At 61.7% G+C, this 23,504-nt stretch carries 18 protein-coding genes; 4 read left to right on the top strand and 14 right to left on the bottom strand.

What is annotated here, in order from left to right; all coding sequences use genetic code 11:
• Nucleotides 1–5: 5 nt before the first annotated feature.
• On the bottom strand, nucleotides 6–686 hold the full coding sequence (locus tag X771_RS154690) for a redoxin domain-containing protein (protein ID WP_023672127.1): 681 nt from the start codon (nucleotides 684–686) through the stop codon (nucleotides 6–8).
• A 19-nt stretch (nucleotides 687–705) separates the two neighbouring features.
• Complete coding sequence (locus X771_RS154695) at nucleotides 706–3,924, bottom strand: adenylate/guanylate cyclase domain-containing protein (protein ID WP_023687632.1); 3,219 nt, start codon at nucleotides 3,922–3,924, stop codon at nucleotides 706–708.
• A gap of 290 nt (nucleotides 3,925–4,214) precedes the next feature.
• On the opposite strand from X771_RS154695, the gene X771_RS154700 reads away from it, so the two are divergent.
• Entirely contained in the window at nucleotides 4,215–5,978 is a 1,764-nt protein-coding gene (locus tag X771_RS154700; RefSeq protein WP_023687631.1) for an adenylate/guanylate cyclase domain-containing protein, read from the top strand.
• 20 nt (nucleotides 5,979–5,998) lie between these two features.
• On the opposite strand, the gene X771_RS154705 is transcribed toward X771_RS154700, so the two are convergent.
• From X771_RS154705 to X771_RS154715, 3 genes are all read right to left on the bottom strand, one after another.
• Nucleotides 5,999–7,372: a hypothetical protein gene (locus tag X771_RS154705; RefSeq protein WP_031195611.1), complete on the bottom strand. Its 1,374-nt coding sequence runs from the start codon at nucleotides 7,370–7,372 to the stop codon at nucleotides 5,999–6,001.
• Nucleotides 7,372–7,890: a GNAT family N-acetyltransferase gene (locus X771_RS154710; RefSeq protein ID WP_023672131.1), complete on the bottom strand. Its 519-nt coding sequence runs from the start codon at nucleotides 7,888–7,890 to the stop codon at nucleotides 7,372–7,374. Before X771_RS154710 ends, X771_RS154705 begins: the two co-directional genes overlap by 1 nt.
• A gap of 136 nt (nucleotides 7,891–8,026) precedes the next feature.
• Complete coding sequence (locus X771_RS154715; protein WP_023687629.1) at nucleotides 8,027–8,848, bottom strand: hypothetical protein; 822 nt, start codon at nucleotides 8,846–8,848, stop codon at nucleotides 8,027–8,029.
• 301 nt (nucleotides 8,849–9,149) lie between these two features.
• Between X771_RS154715 and X771_RS154720 the strand changes: the two genes are divergently transcribed.
• Nucleotides 9,150–10,565 carry an adenylate/guanylate cyclase domain-containing protein gene (locus tag X771_RS154720; RefSeq protein ID WP_023685078.1) on the top strand — a complete coding sequence of 472 codons (1,416 nt, stop codon included), beginning with the start codon at nucleotides 9,150–9,152 and terminating at the stop codon, nucleotides 10,563–10,565.
• A gap of 15 nt (nucleotides 10,566–10,580) precedes the next feature.
• Here the strand turns inward: X771_RS154720 and X771_RS154725 are convergent, their stop codons facing one another.
• From X771_RS154725 to X771_RS154755, 7 genes are all read right to left on the bottom strand, one after another.
• Nucleotides 10,581–11,060 (bottom strand): class I SAM-dependent methyltransferase, encoded by a 480-nt coding sequence (locus X771_RS154725; protein WP_023672134.1) that lies wholly within the window; start codon nucleotides 11,058–11,060, stop codon nucleotides 10,581–10,583.
• Between the two features lie 147 nt (nucleotides 11,061–11,207).
• Nucleotides 11,208–12,389, bottom strand: coding sequence for an ABC transporter permease (locus X771_RS154730; protein ID WP_031196756.1), 1,182 nt, complete (start codon nucleotides 12,387–12,389; stop codon nucleotides 11,208–11,210).
• Entirely contained in the window at nucleotides 12,386–13,384 is a 999-nt protein-coding gene (locus X771_RS154735; protein ID WP_023672136.1) for an ABC transporter permease, read from the bottom strand. Before X771_RS154735 ends, X771_RS154730 begins: the two co-directional genes overlap by 4 nt.
• A 2-nt stretch (nucleotides 13,385–13,386) precedes the next feature.
• The gene (locus X771_RS154740; RefSeq protein ID WP_023687628.1) at nucleotides 13,387–15,285 is read right to left on the bottom strand and encodes an ABC transporter substrate-binding protein; all 1,899 of its coding nucleotides are present in this window, start codon (nucleotides 15,283–15,285) and stop codon (nucleotides 13,387–13,389) included.
• A complete protein-coding gene (locus X771_RS154745; protein WP_023672138.1) occupies nucleotides 15,282–17,177 on the bottom strand; it encodes an ABC transporter ATP-binding protein in 1,896 nt (631 codons plus the stop codon). Before X771_RS154745 ends, X771_RS154740 begins: the two co-directional genes overlap by 4 nt.
• A gap of 152 nt (nucleotides 17,178–17,329) precedes the next feature.
• The gene (locus X771_RS154750) at nucleotides 17,330–18,670 is read right to left on the bottom strand and encodes an adenylate/guanylate cyclase domain-containing protein (RefSeq protein ID WP_023672139.1); all 1,341 of its coding nucleotides are present in this window, start codon (nucleotides 18,668–18,670) and stop codon (nucleotides 17,330–17,332) included.
• 303 nt (nucleotides 18,671–18,973) lie between these two features.
• On the bottom strand, nucleotides 18,974–20,152 hold the full coding sequence (locus X771_RS154755) for a DUF3095 domain-containing protein (protein ID WP_027050460.1): 1,179 nt from the start codon (nucleotides 20,150–20,152) through the stop codon (nucleotides 18,974–18,976).
• A gap of 74 nt (nucleotides 20,153–20,226) precedes the next feature.
• Here X771_RS154755 and X771_RS154760 point away from each other — a divergent pair, with 74 nt between their 5' ends.
• Both X771_RS154760 and X771_RS154765 read left to right on the top strand, forming a co-directional pair.
• Nucleotides 20,227–21,315, top strand: coding sequence for a glycosyltransferase family 4 protein (locus X771_RS154760; RefSeq protein ID WP_023687626.1), 1,089 nt, complete (start codon nucleotides 20,227–20,229; stop codon nucleotides 21,313–21,315).
• Nucleotides 21,312–22,070, top strand: a complete 759-nt coding sequence (locus X771_RS154765) for a polysaccharide deacetylase family protein (protein ID WP_023687625.1) — start codon at nucleotides 21,312–21,314, stop codon at nucleotides 22,068–22,070. Before X771_RS154760 ends, X771_RS154765 begins: the two co-directional genes overlap by 4 nt.
• A gap of 1 nt (nucleotide 22,071) precedes the next feature.
• Here X771_RS154765 and X771_RS154770 read toward each other — a convergent pair whose 3' ends face one another.
• The gene (locus X771_RS154770) at nucleotides 22,072–22,923 is read right to left on the bottom strand and encodes an MBL fold metallo-hydrolase (RefSeq protein ID WP_023687624.1); all 852 of its coding nucleotides are present in this window, start codon (nucleotides 22,921–22,923) and stop codon (nucleotides 22,072–22,074) included.
• Nucleotides 22,924–23,034: 111 nt separating this feature from the next.
• On the bottom strand, nucleotides 23,035–23,502 hold the full coding sequence (locus X771_RS154775) for a cyclic nucleotide-binding domain-containing protein (protein ID WP_023672144.1): 468 nt from the start codon (nucleotides 23,500–23,502) through the stop codon (nucleotides 23,035–23,037).
• Nucleotides 23,503–23,504: the final 2 nt, after the last annotated feature.

The following is a 23,504-nucleotide window of genomic DNA, read 5'->3' as shown; positions in this document are numbered from 1 at the left end:
GTTCATTATTGGGCGACTTGCGACACGGCTGACATCAGCTCCTTCGGGTTTGGGGCGCCAAACATGTATCGCCCACCCTCCGGGACCTCCGTGAAGCTCCAGCGGACGATCCCCTGCCGGTCCAGCAGGAACTGACCAACCAGTTGTCCGTGTCCCGTGGCCATCATCTGCTCGTCGGCTTCGGTCAGTTCGTAGTGGTCCTTCTTGTCGAGGATTGCGGCGGCTGTCATCGGATCCATGGGACCGGGCAATTCGCCAGGTATGTCGACCCGCATGTCCTGTGCCGCTGCCATCGCGACCTTGTACGGCCAGTTCGTCTCGTTCTCGGTGAATTCGAGATTGGGCAGTCCAAAAGCACGATGTGAAGCGCGTTCCGGGTCCGACGCCGCAAGCAGGTTCGGCATTGGATGGTAGCGGAAATAGAGCCGCGCCCGTTCGATCGGCGTGTTGACCACCGTCAGGCTCTCCACGCCCTTTTCGCGCAGCTCCGGATCGAGACGCGCCTGAGCGGCGATGTGGCGCCGGCAAAACGCACAATGCAGACCTCGAAACAGGCCGACCAGCACCGGTTTTTGCCCGCGAAAGTCGTCAAGCGCAATCTTGCCTTCCTGGGTAATGGCGTCGAGTATCAGGTTCGGCGCCCGGTCGCCCGGTTGAAGCGGTATCAATCCACTAGGCGCGGACATGTCCAACCCCCTATCCCGGCTAGTCGAGAAAAGGCAGCACCACAAGCGCTTCCGGGTCGAGCCCGTGCTGGGCGCATATACCCTGCGCCAGGGAAAAGTAGCGTTCGGCCTCGGCCAGATTGTCGAGGTCGAGATTAAGCGTTGCGAGTCCATCATAGCACGGAAACAGCAGTTGGGGCTCGCCCGTTTCGCGGGCTACCTCCAGTGCTTCGTGGAACAAGCCGATCGCCAGTTCCGGATGGCCGTTGCACTGGTGGATCTGCCCAAGCACGATCAACGGCACTGGCAGGTGCTCGCGCTGGTCGAGCGCCCGGTCAATCTCGATGGCCTTCTCGGCAGCAGGCACGCCCTCCGTTGGACAGCGATCCGTGAAAGTACAACAAGCTACCGCCAGATTGGCGAGGAGGCGCGCCTGGAAACCCAAATCGCCAATACGGCGCGCCACTTCAAGACCGCGCCGACAGACCTCCATCGCCTTCGCCGGATCGATGGTCGTGTAGAGCACCCCGAGANACTCCTCCCAAAAAACGCGTTCTCGACATGCACCGGCCAGCGCAACAGCCTTGGTATTAAGTGCCTCGGCGGTCACGAGGGTGGCATCATCGGAGACATGTTCCGTTGTCAGAGAGCGTACGCAATCCAGCGTCGCGTCTGCCCATTTTGCCGCGAGAGTGTGATCTCCGCTGCGGAACGCCTGTCGGCCACGTTCTTGCCAGAGATGCGCCTGCTCGATCGGGGCATCCGCTCCATCGAGGAGCGCTGCCGCTTCAGCGTAGCGCGATTCCGCGTCGTCCCGCTTGCCCACGTCCCAAAACAGCCGACCGATCTTGCGCAAAACGCGCGCCGCCGCGACACGATCGGCTGACTCGCGATAGGCCTGCAGCACCGCCTCGTAGTGGCGGTGTGCAATCTCGCGGCGGCCTGCCGGGCCGCTCAAATCGGCAATGCGCTCTGCAATTGCCAGTTTGAGCGGTGTTTGCCCGATCGCGCCCAACGCAGTCAGTGCTCGCTCGTAGAAACGAAGGGCGTCGTCATTGGCGTATATCATGCGAGCGCGATCTCCCGCCGCCTGCAGGTAATGCGCGCCCCTCTCCCGCTCGGCGCTCTGAGCGAAATGATGACCGAGCACGGCCAGATCCTCGAACCGTTCCGGCTTGTCGCCGCACAGTTGCTCCAGGGCGGCACCTACCCGGCGGTGGATGTCGGTCCGGCGTTGCAGGAGCAGATTCTGGTAGATCACGTCCTGCAGCAATGTTTGCGTAAAGCGGTAGCTTTGCGACGAGACCGAGCCTGATCCGGCAACTTCCTCGATGATTTCCGCATCGCAAAGCAGTTCGCAGCCCGCTTCCAGTCGGCCGGGGTCGGCTGCCACGGCTTTCAGAAGCGTGGCATCGAAGCGCGGGCCGATTACCGCGGCTTCCTGGGCCAACCGGCGCACCTCTTGCGGCAGCCGGTCGACGCGAGCAAGCAACATTGCCTGGATCGTGGCGGGGATGCCGGTTGCGACTTCGCCTGCCACGGTCCGCCATTGCTGGCCCTCGCGCACCAATACACCGCGATCGATAAGGCCGCGAACGATCTCCTCCAAGAAAAGCGGGTTGCCGCCCGCGCGCTCGAGGATCTGGTCGAGAAGCCCTCCTGCGGCGTTTACCCAGCTCTCGCCGAAAAGCGCCGCCACCAGGCGGCGTCCGTCATCGCTGTCGAGCGGCGAAAGCCTGAGCGCTGTGTGGCTGACCCGACTTGAGTCGAGTTGGTCGTTGTCCGACGCCGGACGATGCGTGACCAGCAACATCAGCCGCGTGCGTTCCAGTCTGTCCATCACGAAACGCAGTGCCTCGAGCGAGACGGAGTCGGCCCAGTGCAGGTCTTCGACGACAATCAACAGCGGCGACAACGCAAGCCGCCGTTCCATGATTGTGCGGACCGCGTAGAGAATTTGCCGCCGCAGCTGCTCGGGCTCGACATGCTGCAAGGTGGCATCGGGGTCGCCGAGGCCAAGCACATGGTAGAGCAAAGGCATCAGCCGCTTCGCCTCCTCGCCCTGCAGGCCGAGATCGGCAAGCAAGGCTGCGAGCTTGCCCCGCATTTCGTCCCCATTGTCGTTTTGCATCATCCCGGCAGCGCTGCGCACCACTGCACCCAGGGCGCCAAATGATTGTTCACCCAGCGGTGAGCACGTGGCCTGCCGCACGGCGACGTTGCGAAAACGATCCTCGTCGCCGACGCGGGCGACGAACTCCTTCACCAACCGCGACTTCCCGATACCGGCTTCGCCGACGAGGCGGACAAGCTGGGCCGAGCCGCCGCACGCCAAGTCAAGGCTCGCCAGCATTCTGTTGAGCTCCGCATCACGACCTATTATGGGCGCACTGAGGCCGAGCGCCTCGAGCCCGCGCGCTGCACGCGGCGCCGCAAGCGGTGCATCCAGTCGGTGGACGAGCACACTGCCAGCCTTGCCGCGAAAGACGACATCGCCCAGCGACTCGTACGAGAAGGCATGCCGGGTCAGCCTGTGCGTGAGTTCGCCCACCAGCACCTCACCCGGTGCAGCCAGCGATTGCAGGCGTTGCGCCGTATTCACCGTGTCGCCGGTCACCGAATAGGATTTGGCGGTGCCGATGCCCAATCCGCCAGTAACGACCGGACCCGTGTTTATGCCTATGTGGAGCAGCAGCGGCGAGCCGGAGTGGCGGGTGCTTTCACCGAGCCGCGCCGTCCGGGCGATCATGTCGAGAGCGGCTCGAAGCGCACGTTCCGGATCGTCCTCATGCGCGACCGGCGCACCGAATAAGGCGAGCAGAGCGTCGCCGATGAATTTGTCGACGAAACCACCAAAGCCTTGCACGGCCGCCGTCAATTCCTTGAACAGTTCGTTCTGCAGCGCCTGCATGACCTCGGGGTCGAGCTGCTCGCTGAGTGTCGTGAAGCCGCAGAGATCGGCGAACAGCACCGTTACCGTTCGTCGATCGGCGTCGGAGACGGAATGCGGCCCCTCTTCGCTTTCGATGTTCGGCGATGGAGCTCGAGAGGGCTGCGCAATGGTGCGGCTTGGTGTCGGAGCAGGCCGTTCGGCAGCTTTTGCGGACGCACCGACGCTTGCCCCACATTTAGGACAGAACTCGAAATCAGGTGCGCAGGCGTAGCCGCAACTGGCGCATGGCACGGGCTGGCGGCGGCCACACTTCGGACAGAAGGCGTAACCGCCCTCGATCTCGAAACCGCAGCCCGAGCAGTTCATGGACACCTCACCAGAGCATGATGCCGAAGAGTGTGAAGCGGTTTTCGGACGACATCATGCTCTATCTCTTTGACCTTGGGCCATGACGCGTGATCTCGCCACGCTCGTCACGGCCGGGGTATTCACAAGGATGAACCGATAGTCGTCAACCGGCAAGCGGCAGCGCAAATGGGCATCGGTCTGGGTTCGGCGGTGGAGCACTGCCGATACGGGCGGCTGCGTGGCCGTGATTTGCGAAAATTTCCTCGTCCCGCCGTCTTCCTGCTATGATGGAGATGAGGAGGCGACCCATGAGCGAGAACCGTAAGCTGGCCGCAATCCTGGCTGCAGATGTGGTCGGATACAGCCGGCTCGCGAGCGCGGACGAAGATCGTACCTTGGCGCGGTTGCGGGCACTGCGCAGCGACCTGATCGATCCGATCATTGCAGTGCACCACGGGCGGGTTATCAAGCGTACCGGAGATGGGGCACTGGTTGAGTTTCGCAGTGTGGTCGATGCCGTGCGCTGCGCCGTTGAGATTCAAAACGGTATGGTTGAGCGCAATGCCGGCGTACCGCAGGAGCGCCGCATCGAGTTCAGGATAGGCATCCATCTGGGCGACGTGGTCGAAGAGAGCGATGGCGACCTGATGGGTGACGGCGTCAACATCGCCTCGCGTCTGGAGGGCGTTGCGGCGCCCGGCGCCATCTGCCTGTCCGAGGATGCCTATCGCCAGGTCAAGGCCAGGCTTGACCTCTCGGTCAGCGATCTCGGCAGCACACAGCTCAAGAACATCGCCGAGCCGATCCGGGTGTATTCGCTGCAGGTCGGCGCCGGGGCCAAGGTGGCCGTGACCTCGCAAACCCCGACGAGCCCTCCGGCTGCGGCAGCGCCGCCGAAACTGTCGATCGCCGTGCTGCCGTTCGCCAATATGAGCGGTGATGCCGAACAGGACTACTTCGCCGACGGCATCTCCGAAGACATCATCACGGCGCTGTCCAAACTGTCACAGCTCTTCGTCATCGCTCGCAATTCGTCGTTCATCTTCAAGGGCCAGAACGTCCATGTGCAGGATGTCGGCACGAAGCTCGGCGTGCGCTATGTCCTTGAAGGCAGCGTACGCAAGTCGGGGAACAAGGTACGCATCACCGCGCAGCTCATCGATGCAATCTCAGGCGGCCATCTTTGGGCGGAGCGGTTCGATCGCGATCTGACTGACATATTCGCCGTGCAGGATGACGTGACGCAGCACATCGTCGGTGCGCTGGCGCTCAATCTGACCGAGGATGACCGTCTGCGGCTGGCGCCCGAACACCAGCGCAACCCGGAGGCGTATGACTGTTTCCTGCGGGGCCGGGAGCTGTGGCACCGGCTGACGAAGGACACGAACGTCGCGGCCCGCGAGCTCTTGCAGCGGGCCATCGAACTGGACCCGAAATTTGCCTCTGCCCACGCTTTCCTAGCCCTCACGTACGGGCTCGATTACCTCAACAGGTGGGGTGCGTCGGACTCGATGGCGCAAGCGGAAGAGGCAGCAACGCGAGCGGTAACGCTGGATGACAGCGATCCCTGGGCGCACTGGGCGCTGGCATCGGCCAAGCTTTACACACGGCGGCACGATGAAGCCATCGGCGAGGTCGAGCGCGCGATAGCCCTCAATCCGAACTTCGCCGAAGCGCACGTCGCCCGCGGCGAGGCGCTGTATTATTCGGGTAGACCCGCGGAGGCGCTAGAGAGTTTCGCCCGGGGAAAGACCTTGAATCCATACTTTCCGGATGTGCTTCTGCACTTCCAGGCTTTGACATCGTTTCAACTGGGAAGGTACGAAGAGGCCGTCGACCTCTTGCTGCAACGGCTGGCTCGCAACGCTGTCACCGACGTCTCGCGTGCGCTTCTGGCCGCATGCTACGGCCATCTGGGCCGTTTGGAGGAGGCCCATACGGCATGGCAGGACCTGCTTCGCGTCAATCCCGCCTATTCGCTGGAACACCGTCGCAAGGTCTTGCCTTACAAGAACCCTGCCGATTTCGAACTGATGGTAGAGGGGCTCCGCAAGGCCGGCGTGGTGCAATGACGGGCTAAAGCCCGGCCGGATCAGAGGCCCGAGGCCCGGCCGATCTTGCGCCATCGGGCGTTTTCGCGAACCGGTTTCAGGTCATCGGTCGTCTCGGCAAATGTCCGCAACCGGTATTGCCGCAGCAGGTCCGGGAACAGCGCCCCTTCCGGCAGTCCGGCAAGCTGCTCGCGGACCGAGATCTTTTCATCGATGACCCGCATGCCCCAGGCATTTTCCCGAACCTGCAGCTCGGCGGCCAGATCGCGCTCTTCTGGCGCGTTTTCATCAAGCGCAGCCAGCAGGATCGAGTGGAAAAGCGCGACATAGCCAATCTGTCTCAGGCCGCCCACAACCCGCACGCGCGGCAATATGGCAAGGGCAAGGAACATCAGGAACAAGTCCGGCAAAAGCAGGCCGTCCAGCAGTGCCTGCTGGAGATGCGGCCGCTCGAACGGGATGGAAAGACCATGCGGCCTGTCAGGCTCGATCAGCCGCCCGTTCTCGAGGACGAGCTTGCGCACGCGCTGCTCGCGGATGCCCCAGAAATAGTCCGTGGCATTGGGCAGGAACCTGCCAAATGGGCCCGATGCGGCTTCTTGCAAGGCATGGTCGAGACGCCGGCGCCTTGCGGGCTCGAGGAGCAGCCTGGAAAGAAGGCTGCCTTCATCTTCCAGATGCCGCGACACGACAGTCGCGGCCAGCCTATCATCGATGAAAACCGGCCGAGCCATGCCGGAACGATCCCAATCGGCGACCAGATCCTCGTTGAGTTCTGTCAGCGCATCGGCGGCGGTTGCAAACACCTTGTCCTGGCTGGCAAGCAGCGTGCCCAGCCAGCTTCTGGCATCCGTCTCATTGCCCACCGTTTCGAGCGCGCGCCCGTTGAGGGCGACGGGACCGGCCGCGCAGGCGCTTTTGCGGCACAGTTTGTGGCGCCCCATGCCAAACAAATTGACCTTGTCGTCGCCGACATCGAGCCATCCCGGCCCCTCCCGGCCGGTTGTCTCCATGGTCATGGTCGTTCCCATGAAGCCGAAAAAAGCCGACAGCCTGTTTTCGACCGCGCCGAGCCAGGCAAGCAGCAGGGCATCGAAGGTGATGCGATCCATCAGAAGCAGGCAGTGCAGGCCGGACTGGATAACCGGTCTGTGGTCGAATTCGTTGAGGGCCTTGCCGATCGCTTCAGGCTGCATGATCGCACCGAGGCGCTGCTGCAGGACGTCGCGCAGGATCGAGCGGGCAGCAATCGACGGGGCCGATCCAGGCCTTGCCACCGGCCGCCACAGATGGCGGGCATAATCGGAAACCGGTGCATTCCAGTTCTGCTCGATGTCACGCACGACCTCCGGGCAGAGCAGCGACAGCACGGCCAAAATGTCCACCGGAGGGGCAAGGGCAGGGACGGTGGTCATCAGAACCGCAGCCGGGCCATGCTCAGGAGGTCGTGGTACTGCCCGTCGGTAAAACCGGCCTTCACATGCCGGCCTTCGACCTCGAAGCCATGGCTTGTGTAGAGACGGATGGCCGGTTCGTTGTCGGCATAGACAGTCAACTCGACCCGCTTAAGGGCGCGCCAATTGTCGGCCACGTCAAGCAGCGCGCCTAGGATGGCAGAGCCGATGCCTCTGCCGACAAAACCATCGTCAAGGCCGATATTGATCTCGCCGATATGCGAGCGGCGCGGCGAACCCTGCGCGACCAGGCTGCCATGGCCGACAACCTTGCCGTCCGACTCGGCAACGATCCAGGTGGTTTCCGGGCCGGACTTGGCGATGCGCCGCTCCACCTGCTCCACCATCTCGAATGGCATCCTGAGTGTGCCCCAGCGGAAGCCCGGCATATTGAAGATAGCGCAAAGCGCCTCGGCATCGCTTGGCCGGACGGCCCGGAGCTGCGGCTGGATTTTCTCTAGGGGTGGCGTGCTGGTCATGGCTTTTCCGGCTACAGCAATTCCAGGAAAAGTGTGAGCGGTTTTCCGTCCGGAATTGCGTCAGAACAAAGGACAGAGGCAATATGCCCGGCACGATGCACCGGACGTCACCTGAAAATCCAGCCGTCTCTGCGACCTATGCCGATTGCGCGGCAAAATGCCGGGGGGCGGCGTAGAATTTGAGGATACCGCTGATGCCGATCCAGCCGAAAAGGGCAAGCCAGCACAATGTCCCGGCCGCCGTCCAGTCGATCCGGTGCACGGCGGCGTCGGTGATGACGAGGCCAAGAACGGCAAGCAGGCCAACCAGAAACTGCGCCAGGCCGAGCACCAGCAATTCCTCACGCGGCGCACTTCTCCAGAGGAGATAGGTGCCGCCTGCACCCGCGAGGAAGATGGCACTGTAGACCTGGGCGTGGAAGGCATCGATCGGCCATGGCCAGAAGCCACCGAATGTCAGGGGAAACAGCAACAGGCCGACGCCGTAGACCCCGAGGATCGTCATTTCCACCGGTAGGTAGGCGCGCCATGCGGGGTTTAACATCACGCCTTTTGCATAAGGGCGGGCCCTTGCCCGCCACAGGAACAGCGCGGATACAGCGGCCGACGCAAGATAGACCAGAAACCATAGCCAGGGGGCTTTGCGCTCGAAGTTGAAATAGCCAAGGTTGATGAACGAAGCCGCCGACACGATGACGGTGAAGATGAAGGCCATGACCAGTACAAGCCTGCCGGGCGACCAGCGATTCCAGACCAGCAGCGCCGCCATCACTGCCATTTCGGCGGTGTAGAAGCCGCCGAGGAAGCGGGCATTGAACGGCGTGACGGCCCAGGGCCAGCGCGGCTTGACCAGCGCGGGCGCGAAAAACAGGCCGGCCCCGACGATCAGGACGATGATGACCCCCGCCGAGAAAAGGCGCAGGGCCGCCGGAAACGGCGGGTTGTCGCGTGTCGGCATGGAGAAAACCCCAGAGATGAATGCCCCATGGGCTATCATAGTTTGGAATTCAACAAATGGAAATTGACCTGTCACCAGGCTTGTCCATTCGAATGGCCGTACGGTTCATTTCGCAGTATGATGGAGCGTTCGGGTCGAAGATCGGTCCGGCCAACACGCCTAGAGCCGGATGATTTCAGGTCTGTCCGACCTGAAATCTGAATCCGCCTCTAAATCAGGAAATAGAGGATGATGTCGTCCGAAAACCGCTTCACACTTTTCGGCATCATGCTCTAGCGGCGCAATTTCCGGAGCCTGCACGATGACCGAAGCTCAGGATCTGTTCTCGCTTCTGCGGCAATCGACCGATGTCGATCCGCAGGCAATCGACGCAATCCGGCAAACCATCGCCGAGGGCAAGGACCGCGAACTTTGCCGCATCAATGCGCTGGCCTTCGCCAGCAAGCATGGCCTCGACGAGGAACGCACCATAAGCGCCTTTCTCCATGCGGCGCGGGTGGGCATCTTCGACATTTCCTGGAATGTTCTGTGCCCCGGCTGTGGCGGCGTGCTCGACACCAACGCCACGCTGAAAACCATGCAGAAGGACGAATACACCTGCGCGCTGTGCTCCCAGGGCTATTCGCCGACACTCGACGAGATGGTCGAGGTGACATTCACCGTCAGTCCCCGTGTGCGCAGGATTGCCGCCCACAATCCACACGAACTGCCGTTGGTGGAATATTACCGCCAGATCTACTGGGCGTCCGGGGCCGATCTGCCGGACGAGGATCTGGCGGAAAAAATGGAAGCGTTCTCGCTGGAAGATATCGAGCTTGCGCCCGGTGAAAAGGCGGTTCTGCACATCCAGCTTCCGCCCCAATTCATCATCGTCTTCGAGCCGGTCACGCATTCGGCCCAGTTCATCGACGCGAAGGGCGAACCGGCAAAAGAGCGGCGAAACCTCTCTCTGGCCTTCGACCGCGACCATGTCCAGAGCCAGACGCTGGAGATGCAACCCGGCCCATTGCGCATTTCGCTGGAAAACAGGACCGACACGCGCGTGCTGCCGACGGTCTTCATCGCCTGCCCGGTATTGCATGATTTCCTGGGCAAGCGCCGGCCCTTCGTGACCGCCAAGCGCCTGCTCACCAACCAGACGTTCCGGGATCTCTATCGCACGGATACGCTCGACATCAACCAGCGCCTGAAGATCACCAGCCTGACCTTCCTGTTCACCGATCTGCGCGGATCGACCGAGCTTTACGAGCGGGTGGGCGATCTTTCAGCCTTCGATCTCGTGCGCGAGCATTTCCAGGTTCTGCACGAGATCGTCGCGGCGGAGGCAGGCGCGGTTGTGAAGACGATCGGCGATGCGGTGATGGCGACCTTCGCGACGCCTGACCGTGCGATTGCCGCGGCGCTGCGGATGCGCGACGCCATGCGGGCGCTCAATGACAAAAGCGGGCGCGAGGACCTTCTGCTAAAGATCGGCGTTCATGCCGGCCCCTGCATAGCCGTGTCCATGAACGAGCGGCAGGATTATTTCGGCCAGACGGTCAACATTGCTTCGCGGGTCCAGAACCTCGCCAACGCACAGGCGATCTTCGCCACGCGTGCGGTGGTCGACGACAATCTCACTGCCGATTTGTTGCACAGGAACGCGCTGACGCCCGTGCCGCACGAGGTCTCGCTGCGCGGCATCGAGCGGGAGATTGCGGTTTATACGATCCCCTGAAGAGTTCTCTGCCGCTTACACGCGCTTGCAGAGGAAATAACGGTCGGCGGGCTCCGAAGTGGGCGCCGGGAGGTGTTGCAGCAGCGGGTGATCGAGCGGCGTGCCACTGACCGCGAAGCCGCCGACGCGAAGCAGGCTCGCAATCAGATCGGGAAGCCAGGTAGCGGTCACTGCATCGCGATCGTCATAGCCGGTGCCGATGTCGGCATGAACAAGGGCGGCTTCGATGCCAATGAACTTGCGGCCCGTCTCGCGTATTTCGCCGAGCACGAGGTTTTCAGCTTCGGGAATTGAGCTAGTGTGCGCGCCAACTTCGCGGTCGAACACCACGATCCGGCGCCCGGGCAGAAGCTCGCGCAGATGGTGGAATGTCCGGCCATTGCCGAGGCCGAGCTCAAGCACAAGCCCCTCCATCTTCGCCACCTCGGGGCAGATTCGATTAAGAATGTCGCGCTGCGCGGTCATCCTGCTGATGAAATTATCGAGGCGACTCATATGCGATTGTGTGTCCTGAACCAGCAGCCCCGATCGAGGCTTGCTGCATATAAAGGCGAACGACGAACCCTGCAATAACGCAACCGGCCGCCGACAAGCGTCATACCGGGTGGAGTGTTCGGCAGGCCGCGCGGTGGAACAGCGATATCACTTGTAGGGGTCTGCGGCGTCCCGCAAGCCGTCGCCGAGGAAGTTGAACGCCATGATAACGAGGATGACCGGCAGCATCGGCAAAAGCAGCCATGGATAGAACGCGATCACGCTGACGCTGCGCGCCTCGGTGAGCAGGATGCCCCAGCTGGTTATCGGCGCCCTCAGGCCGAGCCCGAGGAAGCTCAGCGCCGTTTCGCCCAGGATCATGCCAGGGATGGAGAGCGTCGCCGTCGCGATCAGATGCGACATGAAGCCGGGAATGAGATGCCGCCTGATGATGCGGCTGCTTCCGGCGCCCATCAACTGCGCGGCCAGAACGTAATCCTCCTCGCGCAAGGCCAGAAGCTTTGAACGCACGGCCCGCGCCAGTCCGGTCCAGTCGAGCAGCCCGAGGATGACGGTGATGCCGAAATAGATCAGGATCGGACTCCACGTTATCGGCATGATCGCCGCCAGGGCCAGCCATAGCGGAATGCTGGGAATCGATTGCAGGACTTCGATTATCCGTTGGACGATCAGGTCGAAGATACCGCCGTGATAGCCGGCCAGCCCGCCGATGACGATGCCGAGCAGGAAGCTGAAACTGATGCCGACGAGGCCGATAGTCAGTGAAATGCGTGCGCCATAGATCATGCGCGAGAGCACGTCGCGCCCCAGCCTGTCGGTGCCGGCCAGAAACAGCTGCCCGTTTTCGGCAGGACAGACAAAATGCCTGTCACCTTCGATCAGGCCCCAGAACCGATAAGTGTCGCCCTTGCAGAAGAAACGGAGCCGCTGAACATCGTCGTGCTTCTCGATGTAGTTCCGCTTGAGCGTGTCCATATCCAGCGTCATCTGGCGGCCATAGACGAACGGCCCGACGAACTCGCCATTGTGGAACAGATGCACGTGCTGCGGGGGCGCATAGATGTAGTCCATGTTGCGCGAGTGCAGATTGTAGGGCGCCAGGAACTCGCAGATCAGTATCCCGGAATACAGCACTGCCAGGAATATGCCGGATATAAGCGCAAGCCGGTGTTTGCGGAATTTCCACCACATCAGCCGCAACTGCGATGCCTGAAAGACCTTCGATTGCTCCGGCGTCATCGCCTCGACCGACTGCAGGTCGAAGGGCGCGCCGGAAATGTAGTGTTGCAGTGGAGCACCCGGAGCGGGCAGCGGCGAGTCCTGCTTCATTTGGTGCTGCCACCCTGCAAACGAATTCGTGGATCAAGCAGCGCCAGCGCCAGGTCGGAAATCAGCACGCCGATAACCGTCAGGAAGGCAAGGAACATCAGGAATGACCCTGCCAGATACATATCCTGGCTTTGCAGCGCCTTGATCAGCATCGGCCCGGTCGTTTCCAAAGACAAAACGATAGCCGTGATCTCAGCGCCGGAGATGATGGCCGGCAGGATCGAGCCGATGTCGGAAATGAAGAAATTGAGCGCCATGCGCAGCGGATATTTGACCAGCGCCTTGAACGGATGCAGGCCCTTGGCGCGCGCCGTCACGACATATTGCTTGTGCAGTTCGTCGAGCAGATTGGCGCGCAGCCGCCGGATCATGCTCGCCGTGCCGCCGGTGCCGATGATCAGGACCGGGATCCAGAGATGGGCGAGGATCGACTTCGCCTTGGCCCAGCTCATCGGCTCGCCGAGATATTGCTGGTCCATGAGGTGGCCGATGGACGTGCCGAACCAGATGTTGGCGAAATACATCAGGATCAGCGCCAGCATGAAATTCGGAATGGCAAGGCCGAGAAGGCCGAAGAAAGTCAGGCCGTAGTCGCCCCAGCTGTATTGATGCGTGGCGGAGTACATGCCGATCGGAAAGGCGATGAGCCAGGTGAAGATGATCGTGACGAAGGAAACCAGCACGGTCAGCCACATTCGGTCGCCGACGACGTCGCGAACCGGCAGCTCATATTCGAAGGAATAGCCGAAATCGCCGTGCAGCATCCCGCCCACCCAGTAGAAGTAGCGAATGACCGGCGGCTGGTCGAAACCATATTCCTTGCGCATCATCTGGATGCGGTCGGAATCCACCGCTTCGCCCTGGGCCCGAAGCTCGGCGACATAGCTGTCGAAATAGTCGCCCGGTGGAAGTTCGATGATGGTGAACACCAGCGCCGATATGACCAGCAGCGTTGGAACCATCACGGCGATGCGCCAGACAAGATATCGAAGCACGCTCAGGAGCCTCCAAGCCAGAATGTGTCCAGCAAATAGACACCGAAATAGGAGGTCGGGTCGTAGCCGTAGAGTGCTTTGTCAGGCAGGTTGCGCAGCCGCGACGATACCAGAATCGGCTGAAGTGTTTCGTTCACCGTACCGATAGAGAACACCTGATCGGTGTAGATCGACAGCATCGAGTTCCAGATTTCGGCGCGCTCGCTGGATTGGGTCGATCCGTTCCAGCGCTTGAGCAAAGCCATCAACTCGACCACTTCAGGAACATCGGGCGCCTCACCCATCTTGCCATGCGACAGATAGTAAGCGCCCCAGAGCGGCCATTGCAGCTGGTCGTCGATGGTGGGGGCCAGCTGGTATGGATTCATGTCGGCGGTCGGCACGCCATTGTCGATGCCCGACGACATCGACATCAGGATCTGGCCGCCAAGCGCACGGCTGCGGAAGATGTCGCGCTGCGAAGTCCGGATGAACAAAGCGATGCCGATCTTGCGCCAGTGATCGGTGATGAGTTCGAGCGCATCGGTTTCCAGCGTGCTTTCGCCGGCCGTTTCCACGATGATCTGCGCCGGGCGTCCATCGGGAAGTAGCCGCAGGCCGTCATCGTCACGGGCCTGAAGCCCGACCTCGTCAAGCAGTGCATTGGCCTGGTCGGGATCGTGGGCGACCCAGGCTTTCGCGAATTCCGGCCGGTAGAGCGGGCTCTCCGGCAAGACCGTATCGGCGCTTTCCTGCGCCAATCCGTAGAAGACGGCCATGTTGATCTCGCGCCGGTCCACAGCGAGCGAAAGTGCGCGGCGCACGCGCACGTCACGCAAAAGGCCACGCCACACCGGGTCGGCACAATTCAGATTGGGCATGAGCGCCAGCCGCGAACCCTGTGTGCGTTTCCACAGATGCATCTTCACCGGGTAGCGCTTCTCCGCGTCCTTCAGGAAGGAGTAATCGCTGAAGTCGATTCCCATGCATTGCAGGTCGCTCTCGCCCGCACCGGTCTTGGCGGAGATGATCGCCGACGAGCTGACATTCATGATGATCCGGTCGACATAGGGCAGTTGCCGGCCGTTCTCGTCTGTTCGATGAAAGAACGGGTTGCGCTCGAAGATGAACTGCTCGGCCGGCGGCTTGGTCCGGTTCTGCCAGGGGTCGAGTGTCGGCAGATCCGGGTTCTCCGGGCGATACTGCCGCGACATGCGGATGTGCAGCAGCGTCCATTTTGCGGTCCGGTTCTCCTTCATCAGGCCGGCGAGCCGGAATGGATCCTGATATTTCTTGTGGAACTGCTTGAGATAGGCGGCTGGCAAAACAAGCGGTGTCGGCGAAGCAGCGGCAAGTTTGGGCAGGAAGTCGGGATTGGGCGCGTCCCAACTGTAGCGCACCGTCAACGGATCGACGATCTCGAAACGTGGCGGCTTGCCGTCCGCCAGCAGGGCAGGGGCGAGCCCCCCTTGCGAAAGCTCATCGTTCAGCCAGACATCTTCCCAGCAATAACGAAAATCCTCCGGCGTCAGCAGGCTGCCGTCTGACCATTTATGGCCTTCACGAATCTTGAACGTGAAGACGCGATCATCCTTTACGTCGAAACTTTCGAGAATGTCGGCCTGAAAGTTAAGCTTTTCGTCATAGCCGACCAGCCGGGAATACCCGTAGATCGTCATCATCCGGATATCTTTCTGGCTGCCGATGATAGTACGCAGCGTGCCGCCATACTGGCCGGGCTGCCGGCCCATCGCCGCGAGGTTCAACGCGCGCGGGCTTTTGGGCAGGCGCTCCGCGAGTGGTGGCAGAGCCCTGGCTTTCAGCTGCGGCTGAAGAAAATCCGGCTCCAGATCGCCGGCGCGCGCCGTGCCCGGCAGAAATGCCGAAGCCATGAGACCAAGGACAGTGCGGCGGCTGATCAATGGCGTAACTCGCTGACATCGGCCGAACGTCGGGCCAGCACGAGATGGCCGCCGCCGAGATCGAGCGGCGACAGCATATCCTCTTCGCCCTCGTCGCGGAATTGCGGGCCCCATGCGCTGGTGTCGGAAGCGCCGCCGAGCTTCAGCGTCTTGAAATCCATCGGCCGGTCGAGATCGGGGAAGGGGACTGCGGCGAGCAGCGAGCGCGTGTAGGGGTGGATCGGTTTCCTGAGCAGAATTTCGCGCGGTGCAAGCTCGACGATACGCCCGCCGCACATCACCGCGATGCGGTCCGCCATGTAGTCCACCACCGCCAGATTGTGGGATATGAACAGGTAGGTCAGGCCCAGTTCCTTCTGCAGGTCCTTCAGAAGGTTCAGGATCTGCGCCTGCACGGAGACATCGAGCGCCGAAACCGGCTCGTCGCAGATCAGCAGTTCAGGCCCCAGCGCCAACGCGCGCGCGATGCCGATACGCTGACGCTGCCCGCCGGAGAAGCTGTGGGGATAACGCTGGATGAAGCGCGGATCGAGCCCGATTGCCTGCATCAGGCTCTTGACTGTGGCTAGCCGGGACGCGGCATTGCCACGTTGATGGATTTCCAGCGGCTCGCTCAAGATGTTTTCCACGGTCATGCGAGGCGAAAGCGACGAGACCGGATCCTGGAAAACCATCTGGAGTTTCGCCCGCAGCAAGCGCAGGGCGTCTCCCTCGGCTTCCAGGACGTCGATCGGTCCGTCGCGGCCGTTGAAGATCACGGAGCCGCCGGTAGGGGTGACGGCCCGCATCAGGATCTTGCTGACGGTGGTTTTGCCGCAGCCGCTTTCGCCAACCAGGCCCAGGCACTCACCTCGCCTGATGTCGAAGCTGACGCCGTCCACGGCGCGAACAGAGGTCTGATGGCTCCCGCTGAACCATCCGGAGTTGCGGATGGTGTAGACCTTTTTCAGATCCCTGACCGACAGCAGAATGTCGTCCGGCCCCTTCGCTTCCGGCGCCGTCTGCTTGCCCAGCAGGGTCCCGACATTCACCGGCACCTCGCGGAGCGCCTTCAGCCTTTCGCCAGGCTTCAGGTCGAAATGCGGGACGGCTGCCATGAGGCCCTTCAGGTAAGGGTGGCCTGGCCGGCGGAATATTGCCTCCACAGGGCCCGCTTCCATGATCTCGCCATGGTACATGACCACCACCTCGTCGGCGACATTGGCAACCACCCCGAGGTCGTGCGTGATCAGCAGCATTGCCATGTTGAGCTTGGTCTGAAGCCCGCGCAGCAATTGCAGGATTTGCGCCTGGATGGTGACGTCCAACGCCGTCGTCGGCTCATCGGCGATCAACAGAGCGGGCCGGCAGATAAGCGCCATGGCGATCATGGCGCGTTGCCGCAATCCTCCCGAAAGTTCGAACGGATACATGTCGTAGGCGCGCTTGGGATTGGGGAACCCGACGAGGCCGAGCATTTCCTCGGTCCGTGCCTTGCGCTCCGTCCGATCCATGTGCGTATGAATCTGCAGGGATTCGCTGACCTGGTTGCCGATCGTGTGCAGCGGCGACAGCGATGTCATCGGCTCCTGAAAGATCTTGCCGATGCGGCTGCCTCTCAACGCCCGGATTTCGGGTCCGTCGCGCGGCATCTGCAGGATATCCTGCGTCGTGCCGGGCTTTTTGGGATCGGAAAACAGGATACGGCCGCGAACATGGGCCGTGTTCGGCAAGATGCCCATCACGGCCTGGCTAAGAACCGATTTTCCGGAACCGGACTCACCGACAAGTGCGGTGACCTTGCCGGGCAGGACGCGAAGATTTGCCCGCCTGACGGCATGCAACGGTCCCCCGACAATGGCAAAAGAGATGCCAACATCCTCGATCCGCAGCAGATCAACGCCTGCATCCATTCCCACACCAGCCCCAATCTGGCGCCTCCCGACCGGCCCCAAAAAAGCAAGACTAGCGCATTGTCAGCGCAGAGCAACTTGGATTCGAAACGAATTCCCCGGCGACCGGCGGCCGGACAGCATACCAGGGCGTCCAGATCGGATGGTGGTGACTACTGGAGCTTCCTCCGGTCGCCCGCCGACAGCCGCGCGGCATCGCGATGAAGCAGCATGACCTGCTCGGCGTCCGATATCCGATCGTGAAACGGCTGCAGCGCAGCGTCTTCATCGAGTGCGAGAGCACCCGACAGATCGGGTGAAAGCACCGTCAGCTTCTGCTTGCTGCCCGCCAGTTCCTCCTCGCCGAGCGTCAGCCAACTGTTGGCCCCGCAATAGCCGGCGAAGTCCTTGCTGGCGAGAACGCTGTGCGGATATTTCTTGGTCAGGGTCTGGAGACGCTGGACCTCGTTTACAGCCGAGCCGAAGACCGAGAATGTGAGTCGGTCGGTAAGCCCGACATTGCCGAACATCACATTGCCGACATGCAGGCCGATACCAAATTTTATGTCGCCCAGTCCTTGCTCTTTTCTGCGCAGATTGAGCTCCATCATGCGCATGCTGGCCTTGTGCGCAGCCGCAAGAGCAGCCTGGCAGGCGATCTCTGACTGCGCGCGGTGCCTTTCGCAGGGGTAGACGGCAATGAATCCATCCCCCAGGAAACTCATGATCTGCCCGCCTTTGCGATTGAATGGTGCTGCGATGGCATCGAAAAACTGGTTCAGCGTATCGATATAGACTTCGCGGCCGGAGGTTTCGGCGAGCCTTGTCGACCCGCGCATATCGCCCATCACCAGCGCGGCCCGGATTGTGTCGCCCTCGCCGCGCTTGATCTGGCCGTCCAGCACGCGCCTGCCGGCGTCACCGCCGAGATACGTGGTCATCATGTTGTCGGCGAGCTTGGTGAGCACCGCCATCTTGCTTGCTATGGCGAGATGGTTCTGGATCCGCAGCAGCGCCGAAATCATGCTGTCGCTGAAGCCTGAAGCACTGTCGGTGGACCAGGACCCCAACATGCCCTGACTTGTATCGCCATTGAAGGGATGGACGAAAGCCATGTAATCGGTGACGCCCATAAGCCTGAGCTCATCGAAAACAGGAAACTCCGACCGCACCGACGGGTCGAGCCGGCGCCGCAGATGGTCGAGCTTGTTGCTGAGCAGATGGTAGTATGGGCTGGTTAGGAATCTGTCGGAATGGACGCCGTTCTCACTCCGGAAGCCTTCCACTTCCAGGCCTTGGCCGCGAATCCAGGTGAAACCGAGCGCGTCATAAAGCGGATGCAGCATCGAAAAGCTCAAATGCACCCGCTTCAGCGGCAGGCCGGCAGCAGCCAGCCGTTCACAAAAACCCTTGACCAATGTTTCCAGGTCGTCGCCCGCCAGCGCCGATTGGGTCAGCCAATCGGCAACCTTATCCATGAGAATGTTGGAAATTTCTGCTTGCGCTGTGCTCATGCTATCTCGAAACCCGTCGAAGACGAGCCATCTCCTTTGATCCGCAAAATTCTCGAAGTCAATGAAGCCGGCTTCGGGGGCAGAAGCCGGCGAAGAATATCCCGAATGACTGTCCTTGCAGGAAGCAAGCAGACGTCGACCGCACAAATCACCTGCAACACTATGTGGCGAGGCTGCCGGCGAAGTGCAATCCCGATCCTGACATCGCGCAAATAATTGGTCGGCTCAGGCACCGTTGGGCTCGCCGGGTCCCAAGAACCATGGCCGCGGCGCATTGCGGAAAATCGATTCCCCAAGCCGTCATCAGACCGGCGCCTTCGCCTTCAGGCTTGCGGCAGCCATTGCATAGCCGCCGGCGGCGCCATCGATGAAGTGAACATGATCGCGCTGCAGCGGCGAGATGACGAGGCATGTCATCAAGGCCGACTTCTGGCGGTGCAGGCCATAGTTGCAGATGCCGGCCTCTTCCGCTTGTTTCAGCCGGTTCTCGATCCGCTGCAACACATCCGCGTCGACGTCGATGGTCATCTTCAAGCCGTCGTCGAACTTGCGGAAATCCGAATTGCTGGCCACCTCGCGCTTGTAGACCTTCGGATCGAAACCGCCGATCGTCCAGCCCAATTTGTCGGTGACGGCCGTAAGCGTCATCAGGAAGATCACCCACAGCTTGGCCAGCCACCGCCGCCCCGGCGGCGCCGTGGCCCGTGCCTCGACATCGAGACCGGCGGGCAAGAGACTGTAGGCCGGACCGTCCACCGGCACCGGGTGGCCATCGCGCTCCTGCCTGCCGGCAAGGGTGATGATGTCGGAAGCCAGAAACTGGAAACCACGCAAGTCGCGCGATGCCCCGGGCACGGCTATGATCGAGACAATTTCGCCATGCCGGGCTTCGATCGGGTTCCAGCGGCAGGAGAGGCCGGTCAGATCCGGCCGCGCGCCGGCCGGGGCGGGGTCGACGCGGTAGCGCCCGGCTTTCATTTCGGCTTCCGCCCAACTGCCGCCGCCGCCGGCGAACATGGCATAGAAGGCTGCTTCGGAGGCCTGGAACCTCGCCACGCGAACGTCGAGGCCTTGCGCTCTTATGTCCTTTATCGGCACGATTGCGGCACGCAAGGTCAGGTCCAGTTCGTCCGCCACCCATCTCTGGACAGAAGCCAGCGCGTTACGGGCGATCTCCAGCGCCGAGCCGGGAAACGCCACGAGCGCGCCGTCGCCGCCGAAGACGAAGGGAAGATCTTGCCGGCCCAGTGCATTGAGCAGCGCCGAAATGACGCTGGCGCCGGCCATATTGACGGTTTTGTAGCGCCCGGCTTCGATCGCCTTGGTCGAGCCGACGATGTCGGCGGTGGCCAGCGCCCAGCCATCGGGGAGAGGCCGATAGTTGTCGATATCGGCAACGCTTTCGAACTTTGCGAAGACCGGCAAAGAAGCGACGAACGGGTCGGACGCGACAGCTGTTTCCATAAGCATCAGATAGCACATTCCAACGCTTGAAGGTGAAGTCGATCATGCCTCGAAATTGACTTGGGCAGGCTTTGCGATGATAGGATCGCGCGATGCGAATTGCCTTCTACGCCCCGCTGAAGTCGCCCAATCATCCCGTTGTCTCCGGCGACCGCCAGATGGCACGGATGCTGGTCCAGGCGCTGCAGCATGGCGGGCATAGCGTCGAACTGGCATCGGAGTTGCGCTTCTATCTACGCCAGCCGGAACCGAAAAGTTTCGATGCGCTCATGATCGAGGCCCGGGACGAAGCCGCGCGACTGACAAGGCTTTGGGACCGCGACGGCAAGCCCGATCTCTGGTTCTCCTATCATCCCTACTACAAGGCGCCCGACCTGATCGGGCCCGAGCTGGCGTTGGCCTTTGCCGTCCCCTATGTGACGGCCGAAGCCTCCTATTCCGAACGGCGCAACGCCGGTTCGTGGGCCGATAGCCAGGCATTGGTGGCGCGAGCCATAGAGCAGGCGGCGCTGAACATCTGCTTCACGCAAAGGGATCGCCAGGGGCTGGCGGATGCTGTTCCCCACGCCGCTCTCGGTATGCTTTCACCCTTCATCGACACATCGGCATTCTACGAAATGCCGGTACTGGATTATCCGACGCGCCTCGTGACCGTCGCCATGATGCGCCCGGGCGACAAGGTCTTGAGCTATCGCATGCTGGCGCAGGCGCTCGGGTTGATCGGCCACCTCCCCTGGACGCTGTCGGTCGTCGGGGACGGACCTGCCCGTGACGAGGTAAAGGCGCAATTCGCCGGCTTGCCCGCCGACCGTATCGAATGGCTTGGCGCGATTGAGCCGGTCGCCGTGCCGGATGTCCTCTATCGCGGGGGAATCTACGTCTGGCCGGGTTACGGCGAGGCCTATGGCATTGCCTATCTTGAAGCACAGGCCGCCGGCCTTCCGGTGGTGGCTCAGGACGTTGCCGGCGTGCCGGAGGTCGTGCGGCATGGCCAGACCGGGTTTCTCACCCCGCCAGGCGATGTAGCGGCGTTCGCTTCCGCAATTGCAAGGCTTCTGGCCAACAATGACGAAAGAACCGTCATGGCTGCAGAGGCCAGACGTTTCGTTCTCGAAGAACGCTCTCTCGGTGCTGCAAAGGCCCGTCTGGCGGAACTTCTCAAGATGATCCCGTTGTCATGACATCCGACCCGATTTGGCAGCCCCTGGTGGACGAGCTGGCGCACCGGCAACGGGCGGGCCGCAAGGCAGAGTTCTGGCTGCGCGACGATGACGCCGTGGATCCTACGCCGGCGCTCGATCGGTTGCTCGACCTCACCGGTGACTTCGCGGTTCCGGTCACTCTGGCCGTCATTCCGGCCCAGACCGACGGGAAGCTTGTCGTCCGGCTTGACGCCGCGCCGCATGCCACGGTCGCCATTCATGGCTGGGCGCACCGAAATCATGCGCCCGAGGGTCAAAAAAAGCAGGAGCTCGGCGCGCATCGGCCACGCGAGGTGGTGCTGGATGAGCTGGCCGGCGGGCTGTCGCGTGTAACCGGCCTGCACGGCGCACGTGCGGTTCCGATGCTGGTGCCGCCCTGGAACCGGATCGACGCCGGCCTGGTACCCGACCTCGGATCGATAGGATTTGCGGCATTGTCGGTGTTCGGGCCGCCAAGGCCGGCTTCCTTGGCGGTCATCAACAGCAATGTCGACATCATGGATTGGCATGGCACGCGCGGCTGCCGCGATCATGGTCTGTTGGTTCAGGCCATCGTCGCGCAATTGCAGCGTGCATTCGACGGCGGCGAACCGGTCGGCCTGCTCACCCACCATCTCGTCCATGATGAATCGGCATGGCTTTTCCTCGAACGGCTGTTCACGATCACCGCGCGGACCGAAGCCTGCGCATGGCTTCCGATCAGCACATTGACCGAACGCAGCGCCGGAAAATAGCTCAGCGCTTTTTGTGCAAGACTGGAAATGTGAGCGTCTGGCCATCCCGCGCCGCAAAAGCGCCGGCAAACCTGTCCTTGGCCAGTTTCTCCATCTCGTCCAGCTCATCGTCGGTGCGTGCCGGATCGTGGTGAAACAGCGCAAGCCCGCGCGCGCCGGCCGCCTCGCAGAGCTTGACGCCCTGTTGCCATGTCGAGTGCCCGTTGCCGCGGTAGCGCTCCATTTCCTCCTCGGTGTAGGTGCAGTCGTAAATGACGAGGTCGGCATCTCTGATCAGGCCGAGCACCGCCTGGTCGAGTTTGCCCGGCTCGTGCTCGGTGTCTGTGATGACCGCCACGACGCGGCCCCCCCATTCGACCCGGTAGCCGATGCAGCCGCCCGGATGGGTAAGACTACCGGTTCGTACAACAACTCCTTCGCGTGGCCGAAGCAGGTCTCCGGATGCGAAATCGCGGCAGTCGAGGCTCGCCTTGCAGACACCGAGTGTCACCGGAAACCATGGCGGCCGAATGAATTCATCGACCATCTGCCGCGTCGTCATGCGTCCAGCGAGATGCCCGGACCAAAGCGTAACTTTGATGCCTCGTTCATAAATAGGCTTGAAAGCCGGCAGCCCGATGATGTGATCGTAATGGCAATGGGTAAAAAACAGGTCGAAATCGGTGACGCCCGACGCTCGAAGCGTCCTGCCGGCAGGCCGCAGGCCGGAGCCCGCGTCGAACAGAAGCGTATGATTGCCGCATTGCATCTCGATGCAGATCGTGTTGCCGCCATAGCGAGCAAATTCTGGCCCCGACACCGCAATGCTGCCGCGCACGCCCCAAAACCTGACAAGGAAGAAATCGTCGTCCATGCACCCTTTCGCCCATCGTAGCCAACCAACTGCTGCCAGAGTCGTTCCAGGAAAGGTGTGACACGGTTCCGGAAACTGCATCCAAACAAAGAAACAGAGCGGCTCGCCGCTTCAGTGCAACTGTGAATCGCTCTCGGCCGTTCGTGCGTCGATCAGGTCCGCGGTCGTACTGCTTAGCCTATCGGCAAGAACCCGCAATATCTCGATGGTCATTTCGGGAAACTCCTTCATAAGCCTCAGGAAATGGTCCTTGCGGATTCTCAAGGCCTCCAGCTCACTTGCCGCTTTGACGGTGGCAGTACGGGAGCTGTTGCACAATATGGCAATCTCGCCAACGATCGAATTTGGCAGCAATTCGGCAACTTTGATCGGCCCATTGTCGGAATCGACCAGAATATCCGCGCTGCCAGAAAGGATGACATAGGCGGCGTCTGCCTCGTCGCCCTGCCGGAAAAGAATCTGGCCGGCACTGTAGTTCACGCGATCGGACGTGAACGCGAGCAGCTTGAGCTTTGTCGGCTCGATGCCAGAGAACAAGGGAACGCGTTGCAGCATTCCAACTTCATCCTTGAGCAGCATTG

Origin of the sequence: Mesorhizobium sp. LSJC269B00, from assembly GCF_000502815.1 — a bacterium.
Classification (GTDB): Bacteria; Pseudomonadota; Alphaproteobacteria; order Rhizobiales; family Rhizobiaceae; genus Mesorhizobium.
The sequence above is the reverse complement of the archived record's forward strand: the minus strand, read 5'-3'. Positions and strand labels throughout refer to the sequence as shown.